This is a genomic window from Aquimarina gracilis (assembly GCF_035285365.1).
Classification (GTDB): Bacteria; Bacteroidota; Bacteroidia; order Flavobacteriales; family Flavobacteriaceae; genus Aquimarina; species Aquimarina gracilis.
This window is the reverse complement of sequence record NZ_JAYKLX010000005.1, coordinates 277,498-294,832: the sequence shown is the minus strand read 5'-3', so window position 1 is coordinate 294,832 and position 17,335 is coordinate 277,498. Positions and strand designations below refer to the sequence as shown.

The following is a 17,335-nucleotide window of genomic DNA, read 5'->3' as shown; positions in this document are numbered from 1 at the left end:
TATTTATGAAAACACAAAATACATTAGCCAATTATGTTATTTTGATTTCATTTGTGTTCAGCATGCTTTTTGGTATTACGACTATGGCGCAAAATACCCCTGTAGCATTAAATGGTCAACTTAAAGTGTGCGGAACACAACTTTGCAATCAATACAACAAGCCAATCCAGCTTAGAGGTATGAGCACCCATGGTATACAATGGTATGGCTGGGGTGACTGTTTAACCGAATCTTCGTTAGACGCCTTGGCGTATGATTGGGAAGCCGATATTCTTCGAATTTCTTTATATGTTCAGGAAGGAGGATATGAAACTGACCCTGTTGGATTTACAAATCAAGTAAGCCGATTAATAAACGAAGCGACTGAAAGAGGAATGTATGCTCTGGTAGATTGGCATCAACTTAACCCGGGAGATCCCAATGTAAATCTTGAAAATGCAAAAAGATTCTTTACCGATATTGCTAATCTTCATAGGGATAAAAACAATATTATTTATGATGTGTGTAATGAACCTAATGGCACAGGCGTAAATTGGAACCGAATTAAAACCTATGCGGATCAAATTATTCCGGTAATTCGTGGTGTTGATAACGATGCAGTAGTATTAGTTGGAACTCATGGTTGGGCAACTTTTGGAGTGTCAGGAGAAGGAAACTTGCAGGATGTTATTGATAACCCTTTGCAGTTTGATAATGTAATGTATACGTTTCACTTTTATGCAAAAAGTCATCAAGAAGCATATTTGAACACTTTAGATCAAGCCTCTTCTCAGCTCCCTGTTTTTGTAACTGAATTTGGAAGTCAAGAATTTACCGGAGACGGACCCAATGATTTTGAAATGACTCAACGTTTTATTGATTTGATGCGCCAAAAGAAAATAAGTTGGACCAGTTGGAATTATTCTGACGATTTTAGGTCGGGTGCAGTATGGCAAACCGGAACTTGCTCTGGAGGCCCATGGACTACAAGTCGATTAAAAGAAGCAGGAAGCTGGATACGGGATAAAATTAAATTCCCAGAAGATGATTTTCCAGGAGGAAGTTCCGGGGATGCACAATCTCCTTATTTAGGAACTCCGGCTTCAATTCCAGGTACTATTGAAGCCGAAAACTATGACTTAGGAGGTACTGCCGTGGCTTATAATGATCTTACCCCTTCAAATCAAGGAGGATCTTATCGCACCGATGAGGTGGATATCGAACCTTGCTCAGAAGGAGGATTCAATATAGGCTGGGTAAGACAAGGCGAATGGTTAGAATATACAGTAAATGTTCAGGAGACAAAAATGTATACGGTTGAAGCTAGAGTAGCGGCAATATCTTCAGGAAGACAATTTCATTTAGAAATAGATAACCAAAACATTAGTGGTCCCATGGTGGTTCCTAATACAGGAGGTTGGCAAGTTTGGCAGACGATTTCTGCTAATGTTTCCCTTTCCTCTGGTCAACAAGTGCTCAGGGTTGTAATGGATAGTGATGACCTAAATTTACATCGAATAACGTTTAAGGAAGAATCAACGGTGCCCGATAATCTACCGCCAACAATATCCATTACCGCTCCGCAAGAGGGGACTACATATACTGAAGGACAAACTATTATCATTACCGCTAATGCAGCTGATAGTGATGGTAACGTTGATAGTGTTGATTTTCTGGTTGATGGAAATATAATAGCCACAGCTAGTTCATCTCCATTCGAGACCACATGGTTGTCTACTGCTGGAAATCATTCAATTTCTGCTATTGCAATCGATAACGACAATGCAAGTACTACGGCTTCATCAGTTACTATTTTGGTAGAAAGTGATACTGGTGGCACTAGCTGTAGCGAACCACAATATGTAGAAAGTGGAGGATATGTTGCTGGTAGTGTCGTTCAAAACAATGGCAATAAATACGAGTGTAAACCTTATCCATTTTCCGGATGGTGTAATGGAGCAGCATGGGCCTATGCTCCGGGAGAAGGAGCGTATTGGCAAGATGCCTGGACACTAGTAGGTGAATGTAGCGGAGGCAACCCTCCCGATGGTAACGAACCTCCTACAACGGCTATTACTTCGCCTTCTAACGGGCAATCTTTTGCGTCGGGAAGCTCAATTGCTATTACAGCCTCTGCTTCAGATACCGACGGTGATATTGTTTTGGTTGAGTTCTTCAGAAATGGAGTTAAAATAGGAGAAGACACCTCTGCTCCATATAGTATTACCTGGAATAACGTGTCTTCAGGAAATTATACATTAACCACCAAAGCCACTGATGATGATAATGCATCGACAGATTCGTCTCCAATTATGATTTCAGTTGGAACTGTTTCACCACCACCCACCACAGGATTACCTGTAAGAGTTTTAAATGGATATTGGCATAATTTTCAAAATGGCTCTGGACTTATAAAATTAAAGGATGTATCGCCAAATTGGGATGTGATTAATGTGTCTTTTGCTGTTTCCAAAGTTTCACCTACCGATGGAGAGATTGGATTCGAATTATCTTCAGATTTTGATGCTATTGGCTATACAGATGCTGAATTAAAATCAGATATTCAATTCTTACAAGGTCAAGGAAAAAAAGTAATCATTTCTATTGGAGGAGCCGAAGGACAGGTGCAATTGAATACCACTGCTGCACGCGATAAATTTATTTCTTCTATGATTTCAATCATCGAGGAATATAATTTTGATGGGATGGATATAGATTTTGAAGGACAATCACTATCCTTTAATCTAGGGGATACAGATTTTGAAAATCCAACTACTCCCGTAATTGTAAATACAATAGATGCCGTTAGAAATGTTTGCGATCATTTTGGTAACAATTTCATACTTACCATGGCACCTGAGACATTCTTTGTGCAATTGGGGTATTCTTTTTACGGAGGTATTTCTACAGGAGCAGATCGTAGAGCGGGAGCTTATTTACCTTTGATTCATGCCTTACGAGATAAACTTACATTTTTACAGGTTCAGTATTATAACTCAGGGCCTATTACAGCACTAGATGATCAATTTTATGGTATGGGAAATTCAGATTTTTATGTATCTCTAGTAGATATGTTACTCAAAGGTTTTCCGATTACAAGAGATCAGAATAAATTTTTTCCTGCTTTGCGACCAGATCAAATCTTAATTGGCGTTCCGGCTACGGTAAATGCAGGTAACGGTCATACGGGTGCTCAGGGCGTGACTACTGCATTAGATTATTTGATTAAAGGAAATGCCTTTGGAGGGCAATACACACTTACACAAACATACCCTTCTTTACGCGGAGTAATGAGTTGGTCAATAAATTGGGATGCATTTGAGAATAAAAACTTTTCAAATGCTGTAAGAGCCTATCTTGATGGGCTTGGTAGTAGAAGCTTGGAAGGTGTAAACACAATAGCTACTAATATGAAAATCTTTACGGCGTTTCCAAATCCAGTAAAAGATTATGTTCACTTTGCTCAAGATTCTCCAATTATTGATTTCGAAATCGAAATATATAATATGGTTGGGATTCAGGTTTTTAAACAAAAAAGATTTGATATTAAGAAACCTAATTCGTCTATCAAATTGAATCTGGAAGATTTAGAACCAGGTTTATATTTCTATACCACTTCTATAAATAGCAAGAGTTACAGTGGAAGGTTAATCAAGAAATAAGAATGAGGAACCGTTAAAACTTATGAGTATGAAAATGAATAGAATACAAAGAAGATTAACTTTTCTTGCCTTCATATTGTGTTATACTGCATTTGCACAAAATTGGACTTTGGTATGGCAAGATGAATTCACCAACGGAATAAGTAATGATTGGATTTTCGAAATAGGAAATGGAAATTCTGGATGGGGTAATAATGAATTACAGTATTACAAACGTGAAAATGCTACAGTCGAAAATGGAAATCTTGTTATTACAGCAAGACGTGAGAGTATTGGAGGATTTAATTATACATCGACCAGAATGAAAACCCAGGGAAGAAGATCCTGGAAATATGGTAAAGTTGAAGCCAGAATTGCTATGCCATCATTCATAGGATCATGGCCTGCTTTTTGGATGTTAGGAGACAATATATCAGCTGTGGGTTGGCCTGCTTGTGGCGAAATAGATATCATGGAACATGTGAATACTGAAACACAAACCCATGGCACCATTCACTGGCAAGATCATAATAATACCTATGCAAACTATTCAGGTGCTACTCCTGTAAATTCAGTTACAAATTTTCATGTGTATACTATTGAGTGGGATGCTTTGGCAATCAAATGGTTTGTAGACGGAAATCTTTATCACGAAGCCAGTATTGCCAATGGAGTGAATGGAACGTCAGAGTTTCATAACAACTTTTTTATTTTGCTCAATATGGCAATTGGGGGGAATTGGCCGGGATTTAATATTGATAATACAGCATTTCCGGCTCGAATGTTGGTTGATTATGTTCGTGTTTATCAAAGAACCGTTGCACCTTCAGGTCCGGTTACCCTTTTTCAGCATTGTGATTATGATGGTTATGCAGTTTCTCTTAATGAAGGGAGTTATACCATGAGTCAATTACAAGCTTTAGGGTTTGTAGATAATGATATTTCTTCGATACAAGTACAAGATGGATATCAGATCACCATTTATGAGCATGATAATTTTACAGGCGCTTCTTTGACTATGACTGCTAATGATGATTGTTTGGTAAATGAAGGGTTTAATGATATCATGAGTTCTGCTAAAGTATCAAAAACGACTACACCTTTATGGTCAATTTTAATTGAAGCAGAAGATACAGTGGTACAATCTGGAACCCAAACCGAAGCTTGTTCTGAAGGAGGGCTAAATGTAGGTTGGATCGATACCAACGATTGGATGGTATGGGATGTAAATATACCTAATACTGGCAACTATACCGTTGAATACAGGGTTTCAAGTCCTAATACTGGTAGAACGCTTCAATTGGAAAAAGCTGGTGGTGTACCGGTATATGGTATACTAGATATTCCCAATACAGGAGGGTGGCAAAACTGGACTACGGTTCAACATACAGTAAACCTAATTGCTGGAGCACAACAAATTGCAATAAAAGCGCTTTCTGGGGGATTGAATATCAATTGGTTAAGAATAAGCAGTACCACTAATGATGGATTGAAGGCTATTTCAAAAGATATAACAATCAGAGATGGCAAACTAATTGCATATCCAATCCCTACTTCAAATACCTTAACTGTAAGAGGTTTAACACCGAAATCTTTACTTGGAATTTATGATATCAACGGAAAACTTATTCTGGAAACAGAAGTAAAAGGGAAAGAAGATTTGATGATTTTGGATGTAAGTGGTTTACAGTCAGGATTATATATTGTTAGAGATTTTAAGACAGGTAAAGCTACTCGTTTTGCAAAGCAATAAATGAAAAATGCTATTCGAAGTTTACTTCTTAACTATTTTTTAATCCAAATTTTTAATGTTATGAAAAAAATCAAAGTATTCCTGTTTTTTCTGTTTTTAATAAGCCTTTCAAAACCTGTATTTTCTCACGGTACCGTTATTTGGCCTCCTAGTCGAATATACCATTGTTATAATAACCCTTCTACAGGTGTATGTCAACCTTGTGGGGATGCAATTTATAATTGGATGGGAGTATTACAACCTGATACCAATTTCGGCAAACATTCTGATTACGTTCCTGATGGCCAAATTGCTAGCGGAGGTAATGGTGGTGGAATAGATTTTAGTTGTCTTGATGTTTTAACTACAGCCTGGTCAGCAACAAGGGTCAATCATGGATATATCGATGTTAAATGGGAAAATACGGCGCCTCATAAAACACAATATTATAAAGTTTATATCACTCCCTTGGGATGGGATCCCACAAAACCTTTAAGATGGAATGAACTATTAGAAATTGGTCATGTCGGTCCGAGCCCGGCAACATCATTTACTATCGTTAAATCTTTTATTCCTGATTCTTATATTGGTAAAAGAGCAGCTTTGGTAAGTGTATGGCAAAGAGATTACAATGAGAGTCATGAGGCATTTTATTCGGTAAGTGATATATTGGTTAATGGTCAAGATGGTTGCATTACGGGTGATACCGTAGGTGTTACTTTTACCAATACTACAAATTGTACGCTACAATATTTTCAGAATAATGTATTACAAGGGTCAGCCAATGCGGGAGATTCGTATACTACAAATACTATTGTCGGAAGTCAATGGCAGGCTCGTGAGGTTTCTGGGAATCTGATAAATAATTTTACCGTGATCTGTGATCAATCAACTTATGCTTCTACAGGAACTTGTGTTGGTAATGGTGGAGATGGTTGTGATGGCTTAACGATCTGGTTATCCATGGCTATCTACGTAGGAGGCGATAGAGTTTCATATAATGGAATAGAATATGAAGCAAAATGGTGGACAAAGGGCAATAACCCTGAACAATTTTCTGGCCCTTGGGAAGTATGGAAGAATATTGGAGATTGCACTAGTGTTACAAGAAACAGGACTTCGATAAAGGAATCTTTCACAATCAAAAGTGTATCAAGTTTGTTTGAAAATGTTTCAATTATAAATTACCAAGTAGATAGCCCAAGAAGGTTGACCATGACTATTCGCAATTTATCCAATCAAACGGTACTTAAACTGTTCGAAAATGAACCTACATTATCTGGAGAATACGAACATTCTTTTAATACTAAAAGCTTATCGCCAGGAATCTATTTATGCATTCTAGAGGATCATAATGGAGCCTTGGCATCATTTAAAATAATCATTAGATAGAAAAACTGGAATTCAGATAAGCTATATGAAACTTAGTACATGGATATGTTGCTCCACAATTCATGGTTATCCATGCACTATTATTGAGTTGAGTGTTGATAATAATAAAAAAAGATGAATAGTAAAAAATTAATAACCTTTAATCTTTTTATAGCACTACTAATTTTAGGCAGTTCCTGTTCTGAAAGAAAGGAAGAGCATAAAAAAGTATTAAACGAATCTCACCCTATAATAGGAACCTGGAAATTGATATCTGGCACTACTATAAAAGGTAATGATACAGTGGTCATAGATTATACCCAACAACAGGAAATGATAAAAATTATTAACGAGACACATTTTGCGTTTTTAAGACATGATTTGAACAAGGGACAAGATAGTACCGCAATATTTGTTGCAGGTGGAGGGAAGTATTTTTTAAAAAACAATATATATGTAGAATATCTTGAGTATTTCAATAATAGAGCATGGGAGGGCAATAGTTTTGAATTTGAGTATACAATACGCGGTGATACTTTAATAACCAAAGGAGTAGAGAAGATCGAGGAGTTAAAAGTAGATTACTTCAACATTGAAAAATATTGCAGAGTACCCCAATGAATTTACAATAGATGTGATTAAACCGTTAATATACAAAACTTTATAGAATTTAACTCAAAAAAGTCATATGTCATCGAATACTAAAAAGATGACGCCGAATTCTAAATGAGCACTACTATAAATAGAGTATCAGACATACTTTTATAAGATAATTAATTAATACACAAACCTTAATAAATTAAACCTAACACAAATTCAAATTATGAAGACTAAAATGAAATTCGTACAATGGTTGCTCATAGGGCTACTAATTTCCTCATGTAGTAACGAACAGTTTGATGAATCCATTAATGCAGTGAACGAATCTGCAAAGAATGAAACTGTAGAGATAGCATTTCCAGATCAAACAGGAAATGTTTTAGATATGTATCATGCGGGTGAACAATTGGCCATAGAAGAAGTTAATGGAAAATTTGTTTACGAAGGAGATATCATTTTTGAGAAAGACATGTTATCCAAAACACCTCAAAAACTTGTTTTTGAAGAAGGAGAGGCCCCGGTAAATAAAAGTGTTGGGAGAACCGGTGGAAGATGGCCCAACAATACGGTTTATTATACAATTGATAGTGATCTTCCAAAAAAGTATCGAGTTACCGACGCCATAGCCCATTGGGAAGCGAATACTTCATTAAAATTTATACAGCGTACCAATCAAAGTAATTATGTTCGTTTTAGAAAAGGATCTGGTTGCTCGTCTAGTGTAGGAATGATAGGTGGTCGTCAAAACATCAATTTGGCCGATGGTTGTTCTACCGGAAGCACAATTCATGAAATTGGTCATGCCGTTGGTTTATGGCATGAACAGAGCCGTGCCGATAGAGATAATTGGATCACAATTCAATGGCAAAACATTCAATCAGGAAAAGAACACAATTTTCAAACGTATGTACAACGAGGAAGAGACGGTGATGAGTATACCAATAGTCTAGACTTTGGATCTATTATGATGTATAGCTCAAGAGCTTTTTCTAAAAATAATCAACGCACCATTACAAAGAAAGATGGTAGCGGTTACAGTACGCAAAGAAGCGGATTGTCTTCTGGAGACCTCGAAGGAATTAATAAAATGTATCCTGGTAATGGAGGTGGTGAACAATATGAGAACGGGAACTATTACACCATTTATGGAGTACGAGTATACCGTTGGAATGATCAGTGGTGGTATTATGATAGAAATCAAAGTCGTTGGAGACGTGTAGAATTAAGAGGAACAACCTGGTATTATATTAGTTAACCCTTGTTTTTGAATAGAGAAAAACCCTGAGTCTGATGTAAGCTCGGGGTTTTTTGTTACACTACTATAGAACCCTTATTATTACCAAATATTATAGTAGAATTATGTTTATTTTTAGGGTATAATTAAGTGTCTGAAAAATTGAAAGTTGAAAAGTTCTCTCCAGAAATCAATAAAGTATACTTTATTGAAACTCATAGCCTGATACATATATTATCGGGTAAAGGAAGTATTCAGGTTGATTTTAAAAACTACTTTGATTGGCAAGAAAAAGCTATCTTTCTTGAAAAAGGACAATACATCAAGTTTCTTTCAGATGAATTTCTCATTAGAAAAATAGAGTTCTATGAAGAAACAAAATTCTATAATAAGGATGTACGAGTATTATTTAAACATCTTATTTCTTTGGGGTATATTAATTTGATGGAATGTGAGCAATGTCATGCGTTTTTATCAGAATCTATAACCGAAAATTCTTCTCATATCATCGACGTATCTTCAAAACAATGGTATTGGCAAAATCCTTTTAAGGCAAACAAAGAAGAATATCAGATCATTTTTGATGTAAAAGATATTATTGATAAAGAGTATTCCAATCATTTAACCGGTGCCGAATTGACCAGTCTAATAAATCAAAGAGGATATAATGCGCAAGCTTTAATCAAGAATAAAATAGGATTATCTGTCAAAAAATTATTAACTGGCAAGAGGTTGAAAGAAAGCAAAAAAGAAATCGCCTTTACCGATAAAACAATTCAAGAGATATCGTATGATTTAGGTTTTAAGGATGATGCATACTTTAATCGTGTATTCAAGAATATGACCAATCAAACACCTAAGCAGTTTCGAGATAATTTTGATTTCGAAAATAGGGATTTGTTTGCACAAGATATCATTGCTTTACTACAAGAATATCATATGCAAGAACGATCATTACAGTTTTATGCAGATAAAATGAATCTTTCTATAAAAGCTCTTTCCAAAAAAGTACAGTCCAAAATGAATACTTCTCTTGGCCAATTAATCCGATTAGAATTAATAAATACGGCAAAAATAATGTTACTGGCGGGAGATAGCGTTGCTAGCGTTTCTTTCAAGCTAGGTTTCGAAGAAGCAAATCATTTCTCGAGATTCTTTAAACACTATTCAGGAATAACTCCTTCGCAATTCAAAACTAAAAAGTACAATTCATAGCGTCTTTTTGGTAGCCTTTAAACCCTTATTATCCATCATCTTTGTGACATATTAATTCACAAAAAAAATAAAGATGGATATTAAAACCCAAGTAACAAAAATGGATTCAATAGTGGCTCAAGGAGCTATTGTTGATGCTGTAAAAGAATTTTTTGCAGACGATGCTATCACATCAGATTATGGGAACAATAGCACAACCGGAAAATCAGAAATGATTTCAAAAATGGAAAACTTTGCAGGTGCCATAAATAAGGTCAATGCAATAACACATCATCATTCTATTGTAGATGAACATGTATCGGCTTCAGAATTTACATTTGATTTTGATATGAAAGACGGAAGCAAAATATATTGGCATGAAATCATTCGTAGAATTTGGAATGAAGAAGGGAAAGTAATTCAAGAAGAATACTTCAATGCAGAATAGTAAAACGTATTAAAAATCGTAGAACATGAAATTTGTAACCAAAAAAATACATGCATATTTAGACTATCCCGTTGCGATAGCACTGATAATTTTACCTTTCTTATTAGGTTTGGGAAGTTCTAATCCGATTGCTCTGCAACTGTCTGTCGCTACAGGAATCGCAGCATTTGTTCTTACCCTTTTGACCGATCACCAGTTAGGAGTTTATAAAGTGATCTCATATCAGTTTCATTTGGTAGTAGATCTTCTAGTTGCCGTAGTATTCATTGCCGCTCCTTTTATTTTTTCTTTCAAGGGAATAGATGCCTATTATTACTGGATCAATGGAGCAGCGGTGCTCATAGTAGTTAGTCTTCATAAACCAGAAATGGCTATTCAATAATTAACAATCAAATAAATCATCAAAATATATAAAAAATGAAAACAATAACATCAATAATAGTAGTATCGATATTCTTATTTACAATTACCTTATCGGCACAAGACAAAATGGCAAATAATATAGATAATAGTAATATCGCACTTCAGGGATATAGTCCCGTGTCTTACCTTGATTTAGGGTTGGCTCAAAGAGGAAATAAAAACTATAAATCTGAACACAAAAAAGTAATATACTATTTTACATCAAAAGAACAAAAAGCCACTTTTGACAAAAACCCATCAAAGTACTTGCCTCAATATGGAGGGTTTTGTGCTTTTGGTATTTATGCGGGAGCAAAATTTAGAGTTGACCCCAATAAATTTATTGTAAATAATGGTAAGTACTACCTATATTTAAATAATGTAGAATTGGATGCCAAACAATTATGGTTGGCAGAAAATAATCATGATAAGTTGAAAAATACAGCCGATAAGAATTGGAGTAAACTGAGTAAAACACATAATTAAAAACTGGAATCCTTTTTTAGATTGTCCAAGGATTAATACAATGTAAGAGCATGTTAATAAATTAACATGCTCTTACAAATAATATACATACTTTTATTGGTAATTGTTGGATAGAAATATTAAGTTTTCTTTAATAACAAAATTCTGATAAAATGAAAGAAACAAAACGCTATATCTTCGCCTTATTTCTAGTATTCACTTCCTTAAGTTTCAGTCAAAAAAAAGAACAAGCCGTTACTATTCCAGATTTTTATCTTGAAACGGCTATACGAGTACATTTTGATAAACCTACAGGAGAAATTACGAAGTCAGACTTAGAATCACTAACCCGTTTTATTGCGGTTGGTAAAGGAATTATTTCGCTAAAAGGACTAGAATATGCCAAGAACCTTACATACTTGCGATTAGATAATAATAAAATTAAAAACCTGGACCCCATAGCTAATCTTATAAAACTAGAGTATCTGAATATTAATGGAAATGAAATTGAAAACATTGGATCCATTAAAAACCTGATTAACTTAGAGATGCTTTCGTTTGATCGGAATAAAGTTTCTGACATTTCTTCTTTGGGTAAACTAAAAAAAATACAAGGAATAACCGGGCATTTCAATACTATATCTGATATATCTATCATCAAGAATTGGAAAAAGTTAACTCATTTCAATATGGGATTCAATCAATTACAGGATTTGTCCCCGTTTAAAAAACTAACCAAACTGGAAGGTATCTGGATTCCCAATAACAAAATCGATGATATATCACCACTATCACACTTAACGGACTTAGAAGTGTTGATTCTCGAAAAAAATCCGATCTCAGAGATCACAGCGCTTGCAAAATTGATCAAGATTGTACAACTTAATCTTATGAACACCCATGTTCAAAATTTTGAAACCTTATCAAGGTTAGAAAATGTTGGTGTTCTCGTATTAAGACAAAACAACATTAAAAACCTTGATTTTCTTATGGGATTAAAAAATATTGAATGGCTCGACCTAAGAGATAACCAAATAACAGATATAACAGCTTTAGAAAAACTGCATAAGCTCAAAAAGTTATTCTTGTCAGGAAATGAAATTAGTTCAATCGTGGCCTTATCTAAAATGAAAAACCTAAGATGGTTGCTACTTGAAAACAATAAGGTCGATAACCTCTGGCCATTGTATAACTTAGAAGGGATTACAGATATTATGCTTCATGACAATCCTATTAATACTACCACCAAATTGACTAGTATGAATGATAAAGTGATCCAAAAAATTGATACCGAAGGGAAGAATATTTCTCTAGACCCTACAGAAATCAATTCGATCTATCAACTAGAGCCTAGTAAAAAACTGAGATAAGAATACGTATAAAAACATCAACACCTTATCATACCAGAAAGTCTAAATGAAATACAAAATACACAACGAGTTATCATAATAATATTTTTACATTAGCCAATATTCAATCATACGATACCATTTTTGAATTCGACTCAAAATAATGAAACAAAAAAAGATAAAAAGAGGAGAATTTCTTCAAAAGGCCGGAGAGCTAAATAGTAAGATTTATCATGTAAAATCTGGTTTGCTTAGAAGCTATTCTATAGACGCAAAGGGGAAAGAACATATTTTCATGTTTGCCCCAGAAGGTTGGGTCATTGCAGATAGTTGTCCGCCAGAAGTACAAACCAATTTGTTTATAGATGCCTTGGAAGATTCTATTGTTATCATCCGTGAAAAAGACATACAAAGTGAACAAAAAAATGTACAACCTCTTGTTAACAGATTATTGGTTCTACAAAAAAGAGTCATCATGTTAATGAGTGCCTCGGCGATTGAGCGATACGAGCATTTTATAGAAACGTATCCGGGTATAGCACAACGTGTACCTCAAAAAATGATTGCTTCTTACCTTGGCATTACACCTGAGGCATTAAGTAATGTAAAACGTAAGAGAATTACTAATAAATGATATAGAAACTACCTCTATTTCTTAATCTAGATTAATGCATATCGAATGACAGAGTACGATATTTGATCTTATTAAATTTAGATTCAAATGAAAAACCTATCAACACTATTAAAAATTTCAACTATGCTATGGATCATTTGGGGATTAGTACATATTCTTGCAGGGATCATGACCATGAAAGGTATTTTAACCGATGATATCACTTCGTCAATTGCCGGAATCGCTGATGCGGTAGACCCCAATACGCTACAATTAGCGTATCCTGATGCCTCGGGTGCAATTATAGGACAACACGGTTTCAATTTGTTTTGGATCGGAATTGTCACTTTTATTTGTGCTTTTTATATCTGGAAAGGAAATAAACATGCTATTTTTTTGGCGGCCATAACCGGTGGCTTGGCAGATTTGGGATATTTTCTTTTCCTTGACTTGGGGGGCTTTGTAAAATTCCTTCCAGGTACGGTGATGACTATATTTTCTTCACTGGCAATTATGACCAGTTTCTATGTGTATTTTAAAAACAGAAAACCGAACATATCACAATAAAACAGCATAAAATATACCTGCTACCGCTTACTACCGATTTTGGGGGTAATTATAGCCTTTAAATTTGCAATCCATCCATTTTGAAGAATAACTATGTACAACAATTGCTATACTTTATTCTAGGCACGCAGGTTAATTGAATCTGTTCTCTTACAAATTGTTATACTAGTTAAGCTGAAAATTTCTAGTCACCAGTTTTGTTCCATTGCTGGCGCAAATTTGCAACTTGTGCCTCTATTAACTACTACAAAAAAAGCTATGATACCTAGATACCATAGCTTTTTTCTATTTACTTTGTCCTACAGTAATTTACTAAGCATTAACGGCACCCGAAAGGATTCGGGTGCTAGCCTATACGAGGACCAGCAGGAGTATAATCTACTTTAAAACTATTTTATCTTTTATAAAAAACGTTAAGTTTTATACCAATAGTAAAATTCTCTGTTCTTAAAACTTTTTCATTGTAGCATGACCAATACATGGTTCATAGGTTATATGTAACTTAAATTATTTAGAATGATTCTACACCTGGGAAAAACGCCCCGGAAAACCCGGGAACATTTTCCGGGCCCGGAAAAACGTGCCGGGTTTTCCGGCAGCATATTCCCCGCTCGGAAAGTTGTGCCGGGTTTTCCGGCAACACATTCTGATGGGATAATAAGCTGCCGGAGTTTCAGGCCTGTTTTTCCTTAAAAATTATCCTCAGCTGGTGCGAGACTGTGTCTCGTATCTCATGTGCTTTTAATCGTATTATTAATTTTTATAAAAACCTTGCTTATACTCATCTCTACTTCTTCTTACTCTTACCGGCACCAGAAACATTCTGGAGCTAGCGGGAGGAAAACAGAACATAAAGCTGACCGAAATTATAACAACAAGTATAGGTAATTGTTTCTTAATAACTTGTCCTCACTCTCGATAATCTTTGTATATTTCATTAACGGAATAATACTCGCAGATAATTCCACAAGAAACAATAAAATAAATCATCTATCAAAGAATAATTCAATGATAAAAGAATCACTTCAGTACGAGGGGCTTGAAAAAATAAAGGTCGATTTTCATTATTTGATATCTCTGTTTAAAGAAATGCTGGAATCGGTAGGGGAAGAAGATTTGGCTCAAAAATTACCATTTAATAATGACATAATTGCAGAAAGAAACATACATTCCAATGAAAAGTTGACTCAAGCCATTGGGATTTGTTTTGAGTTATTGAACCTTGCAGAAGAAAATGCAGCTACCCAATATCGGCGAAAAGCGGAAACACAATTTGGTATACAGTCAACAAGAGGTTCGTGGGGAGAGACATTGTATCAATGGAAAACTAATGAAATTGATGAGAAAGAAATAGCTCAAAAACTGAATGAAATAAAAGTGGTTCCGGTATTGACTGCTCATCCAACAGAGGCAAAACGTTTAACGGTCTTAGACATCCATCGAGAATTGTACCTGTTATTAGTTAAAAAAGAAAATCCAAATTGGTCCACTTTAGAGCAATCTAGCCTCAAACAGGAAGTTATTAGTTTAATGGAACGTTGGTGGCGCACGGGTGAAATTTATCTTCAAAAACCACGTCTTGAAGATGAAAGAGACAATCTGATGCACTATTTTGTAAACGTTTTTCCTGAAGCAGTACGTTTAACAGATCAGCGTTTGCTTGATGCGTGGACAAGCTTAGGGTTTACACCAGAACTGTTGGAATGGCCTGAACATTTTCCTTTAATACAGTTTGGTAGTTGGGTAGGAGGTGATCGGGATGGTCATCCATTCGTCACTGCCAATTTTACTGGTTCTACTTTAAGATTACACCGTAAAGCAGTATTAAATATGCTTCGTGATCAACTGATTGATCTGGCTGCAAAACTTAGTTTTTCAAGTTATCAAGTTTCTATACCACAAAGTTTTTTAGATGAAATCCAATCCAAAGCCAAATTATTTGGAGACAAGGGACAAAAAGCCATAGAGCGAAATCCTTCAGAACCCTTACGACAGTTTTTGAATTTACTCCTTTTACAGTTAGATACTACCATTGAGGGTAACAATACCCTTGGTGAAGCTAGTTATTTTAGTTCGGCAGGTGAATTGTCTACTGAGCTCAAAAAATTAAGGCAGTTACTTATTGACTTAGGTGCAACCAGAATTGCTAAACAATGGTTATTTCCTGTAGAAAGAATAATTCAATGTTTTGGTTTCCATTTAGTCAAGCTTGATATTAGACAAAATAGCGCATATCACGAAAAGGCAATCAGTCAAATTTTAGCTGCGGTGGGTTATGAAAGTTCAGATTATACCAATTGGGATGAAGAAAAGCGCTTAACGTTTTTGAATAAGGAATTAAAAAGTAACCGACCTTTTTTGGTTGCAGGAGCCTCTTGCGGACCCGAAGCGGATAATGTACTTGGTTATCTTCGTGAGGTTAAGATATATGTAGATCAATATGGTACCGAAGGTATTGGTTCTTTAATAGTAAGTATGACACGCAATGTAAGTGACTTATTATTGGTTTTTTTGTTTTTAAGAGAAGTTGGGCTGCAAGAGGAAAATCTTCCAGTGGTTCCACTTTTAGAAACTATCGATGATCTCATGGCAGGGCCCGAGATTTTGATGGCTTATTTAAACCATCCATTCCTTAAAAAACAGCGCGAAGCGACACAAAATTTTGCCCAAGAAGTAATGCTTGGTTATAGTGATAGCAATAAAGATGGAGGGATATTAACCAGTAGGTGGAATATTTATAAAGCCGAAGAAAATCTTACCAAAGTGGCCAAAGAACTTGGTATAAAGTTATGTTTTTTTCATGGCCGTGGAGGAACAATTAGTCGTGGAGGTGGAAAAATTCACCGATTTTTGGATAGTATGCCTCCAGGTTCAATGAGCGGACGTATTAAAATGACCATCCAGGGAGAAACCATTGCCAACCAGTTTGCGAATCGCCTTACGGCGGCTTATAATCTCGAAATGTTTGTTGCCGGAACAGCGAGACAAGTTATGATAGCCAAAAGCAAAACCAAAGATAATCGATGCTACGAAATGATGGATAATTTGGTTGACATTGCTAGGGGCACCTATAGAAGATTACTTGATCATCCCAACTTTATTGAATTTTATGCTGGTGCAACACCTATTGACGTTTTAGAACAAAGCAAAATTGGATCAAGACCTGCACGTAGAACGGGTCAACGTTCTTTAGAGGATCTTCGTTCTATACCTTGGGTATTTAGTTGGAGTCAATCCAGATTTAATCTGACTGGTTGGTTTGGAATGGGAACAGCTTTGAATGAATTTCAAAAACAATATCCGGATGATTTTGAACATTTAAAACTCTTAGCAGAAGAATGGCCATTCTTGAAATATCGCCTTATTCAAATTGAGTCGAATTTATTGAACTCGGATATTGACGTTATGAATGACTTTGCCAATTTGGTTGAGGATCCAGAAGTCAAGCAAGAGTTGATTAATTTAATAGTTATGGATTATAATGCTTGTGTTGAAAAAATTAAAGATATCTTGGGAGAATCTGTAAAAACACGACGCATTTCGAAACTCGAAAACAACAAATTAAGAAATGACGCCTTGAAAGTGCTACATGCAATACAAATAGATTATCTAAAAAAGTGGCGAAGCATCCGGGGGACGAACCAGCAAGAGGGGGATAAGTATCTTTTACAGTTATTATTGCTTGTAAATGCATTATCAGGTGGATTAAAAAGCACAGGGTAAAAGGTTACATGGATAGA

The 17,335-nt window shown here is 35.5% G+C and carries 13 protein-coding genes; all 13 read left to right on the top strand.

Translation table 11 applies throughout. From position 1 onward, the window contains the following. Positions 1 to 5: 5 nt before the first annotated feature. The 13 genes from U6A24_RS11865 to U6A24_RS11805 all read left to right on the top strand — a co-directional run bounded on the left by U6A24_RS11865 (position 6) and on the right by U6A24_RS11805 (position 17,318). Positions 6 to 3,641 (top strand): cellulase family glycosylhydrolase, encoded by a 3,636-nt coding sequence (locus U6A24_RS11865; protein WP_324180187.1) that lies wholly within the window; start codon positions 6 to 8, stop codon positions 3,639 to 3,641. A 34-nt stretch (positions 3,642 to 3,675) separates the two neighbouring features. Next, a complete protein-coding gene (locus U6A24_RS11860; protein ID WP_324180186.1) occupies positions 3,676 to 5,373 on the top strand; it encodes a carbohydrate-binding protein in 1,698 nt (565 codons plus the stop codon). Between the two features lie 60 nt (positions 5,374 to 5,433). Beyond that, positions 5,434 to 6,744: a lytic polysaccharide monooxygenase gene (locus tag U6A24_RS11855; RefSeq protein ID WP_324180185.1), complete on the top strand. Its 1,311-nt coding sequence runs from the start codon at positions 5,434 to 5,436 to the stop codon at positions 6,742 to 6,744. Between the two features lie 114 nt (positions 6,745 to 6,858). Then, positions 6,859 to 7,344 (top strand): hypothetical protein, encoded by a 486-nt coding sequence (locus U6A24_RS11850; protein WP_324180184.1) that lies wholly within the window; start codon positions 6,859 to 6,861, stop codon positions 7,342 to 7,344. Between the two features lie 202 nt (positions 7,345 to 7,546). Continuing rightward, positions 7,547 to 8,578, top strand: a complete 1,032-nt coding sequence (locus tag U6A24_RS11845) for a M12 family metallopeptidase (protein ID WP_324180183.1) — start codon at positions 7,547 to 7,549, stop codon at positions 8,576 to 8,578. Positions 8,579 to 8,719: 141 nt separating this feature from the next. Continuing rightward, positions 8,720 to 9,772, top strand: coding sequence for a helix-turn-helix domain-containing protein (locus U6A24_RS11840; RefSeq protein WP_324180182.1), 1,053 nt, complete (start codon positions 8,720 to 8,722; stop codon positions 9,770 to 9,772). A 73-nt stretch (positions 9,773 to 9,845) separates the two neighbouring features. After that, positions 9,846 to 10,199 carry a hypothetical protein gene (locus U6A24_RS11835; RefSeq protein WP_324180181.1) on the top strand — a complete coding sequence of 118 codons (354 nt, stop codon included), beginning with the start codon at positions 9,846 to 9,848 and terminating at the stop codon, positions 10,197 to 10,199. A gap of 25 nt (positions 10,200 to 10,224) precedes the next feature. After that, positions 10,225 to 10,581 carry an SPW repeat domain-containing protein gene (locus U6A24_RS11830; RefSeq protein WP_324180180.1) on the top strand — a complete coding sequence of 119 codons (357 nt, stop codon included), beginning with the start codon at positions 10,225 to 10,227 and terminating at the stop codon, positions 10,579 to 10,581. A 35-nt stretch (positions 10,582 to 10,616) separates the two neighbouring features. Then, complete coding sequence (locus U6A24_RS11825) at positions 10,617 to 11,087, top strand: YHS domain-containing (seleno)protein (RefSeq protein ID WP_324180179.1); 471 nt, start codon at positions 10,617 to 10,619, stop codon at positions 11,085 to 11,087. A 152-nt stretch (positions 11,088 to 11,239) separates the two neighbouring features. After that, positions 11,240 to 12,436, top strand: a complete 1,197-nt coding sequence (locus U6A24_RS11820; protein ID WP_324180178.1) for a leucine-rich repeat domain-containing protein — start codon at positions 11,240 to 11,242, stop codon at positions 12,434 to 12,436. 142 nt (positions 12,437 to 12,578) lie between these two features. Further along, on the top strand, positions 12,579 to 13,049 hold the full coding sequence (locus U6A24_RS11815; protein WP_324180177.1) for a Crp/Fnr family transcriptional regulator: 471 nt from the start codon (positions 12,579 to 12,581) through the stop codon (positions 13,047 to 13,049). Positions 13,050 to 13,136: 87 nt separating this feature from the next. Continuing rightward, positions 13,137 to 13,595: a hypothetical protein gene (locus U6A24_RS11810; RefSeq protein WP_324180176.1), complete on the top strand. Its 459-nt coding sequence runs from the start codon at positions 13,137 to 13,139 to the stop codon at positions 13,593 to 13,595. A 1,008-nt stretch (positions 13,596 to 14,603) separates the two neighbouring features. Further along, a complete protein-coding gene (locus tag U6A24_RS11805) occupies positions 14,604 to 17,318 on the top strand; it encodes a phosphoenolpyruvate carboxylase (RefSeq protein ID WP_324180175.1) in 2,715 nt (904 codons plus the stop codon). Positions 17,319 to 17,335 lie beyond the last annotated feature (17 nt).

Bases quoted from the DNA above. Each gene is read 5' to 3' on its own strand.
- U6A24_RS11865 (WP_324180187.1), top strand. From the start codon at position 6: ATGAAAACACAAAATACATTAGCCAATTATGTTATTTTGATTTCATTT.
- U6A24_RS11815 (WP_324180177.1), top strand. From the start codon at position 12,579: ATGAAACAAAAAAAGATAAAAAGAGGAGAATTTCTTCAAAAGGCCGGA.
- U6A24_RS11810 (WP_324180176.1), top strand. From the start codon at position 13,137: ATGAAAAACCTATCAACACTATTAAAAATTTCAACTATGCTATGGATC.
- U6A24_RS11830 (WP_324180180.1), top strand. From the start codon at position 10,225: ATGAAATTTGTAACCAAAAAAATACATGCATATTTAGACTATCCCGTT.
- U6A24_RS11835 (WP_324180181.1), top strand. From the start codon at position 9,846: ATGGATATTAAAACCCAAGTAACAAAAATGGATTCAATAGTGGCTCAA.
- U6A24_RS11850 (WP_324180184.1), top strand. From the start codon at position 6,859: ATGAATAGTAAAAAATTAATAACCTTTAATCTTTTTATAGCACTACTA.
- U6A24_RS11820 (WP_324180178.1), top strand. From the start codon at position 11,240: ATGAAAGAAACAAAACGCTATATCTTCGCCTTATTTCTAGTATTCACT.
- U6A24_RS11860 (WP_324180186.1), top strand. From the start codon at position 3,676: ATGAATAGAATACAAAGAAGATTAACTTTTCTTGCCTTCATATTGTGT.
- U6A24_RS11855 (WP_324180185.1), top strand. From the start codon at position 5,434: ATGAAAAAAATCAAAGTATTCCTGTTTTTTCTGTTTTTAATAAGCCTT.
- U6A24_RS11805 (WP_324180175.1), top strand. From the start codon at position 14,604: ATGATAAAAGAATCACTTCAGTACGAGGGGCTTGAAAAAATAAAGGTC.
- U6A24_RS11825 (WP_324180179.1), top strand. From the start codon at position 10,617: ATGAAAACAATAACATCAATAATAGTAGTATCGATATTCTTATTTACA.
- U6A24_RS11845 (WP_324180183.1), top strand. From the start codon at position 7,547: ATGAAGACTAAAATGAAATTCGTACAATGGTTGCTCATAGGGCTACTA.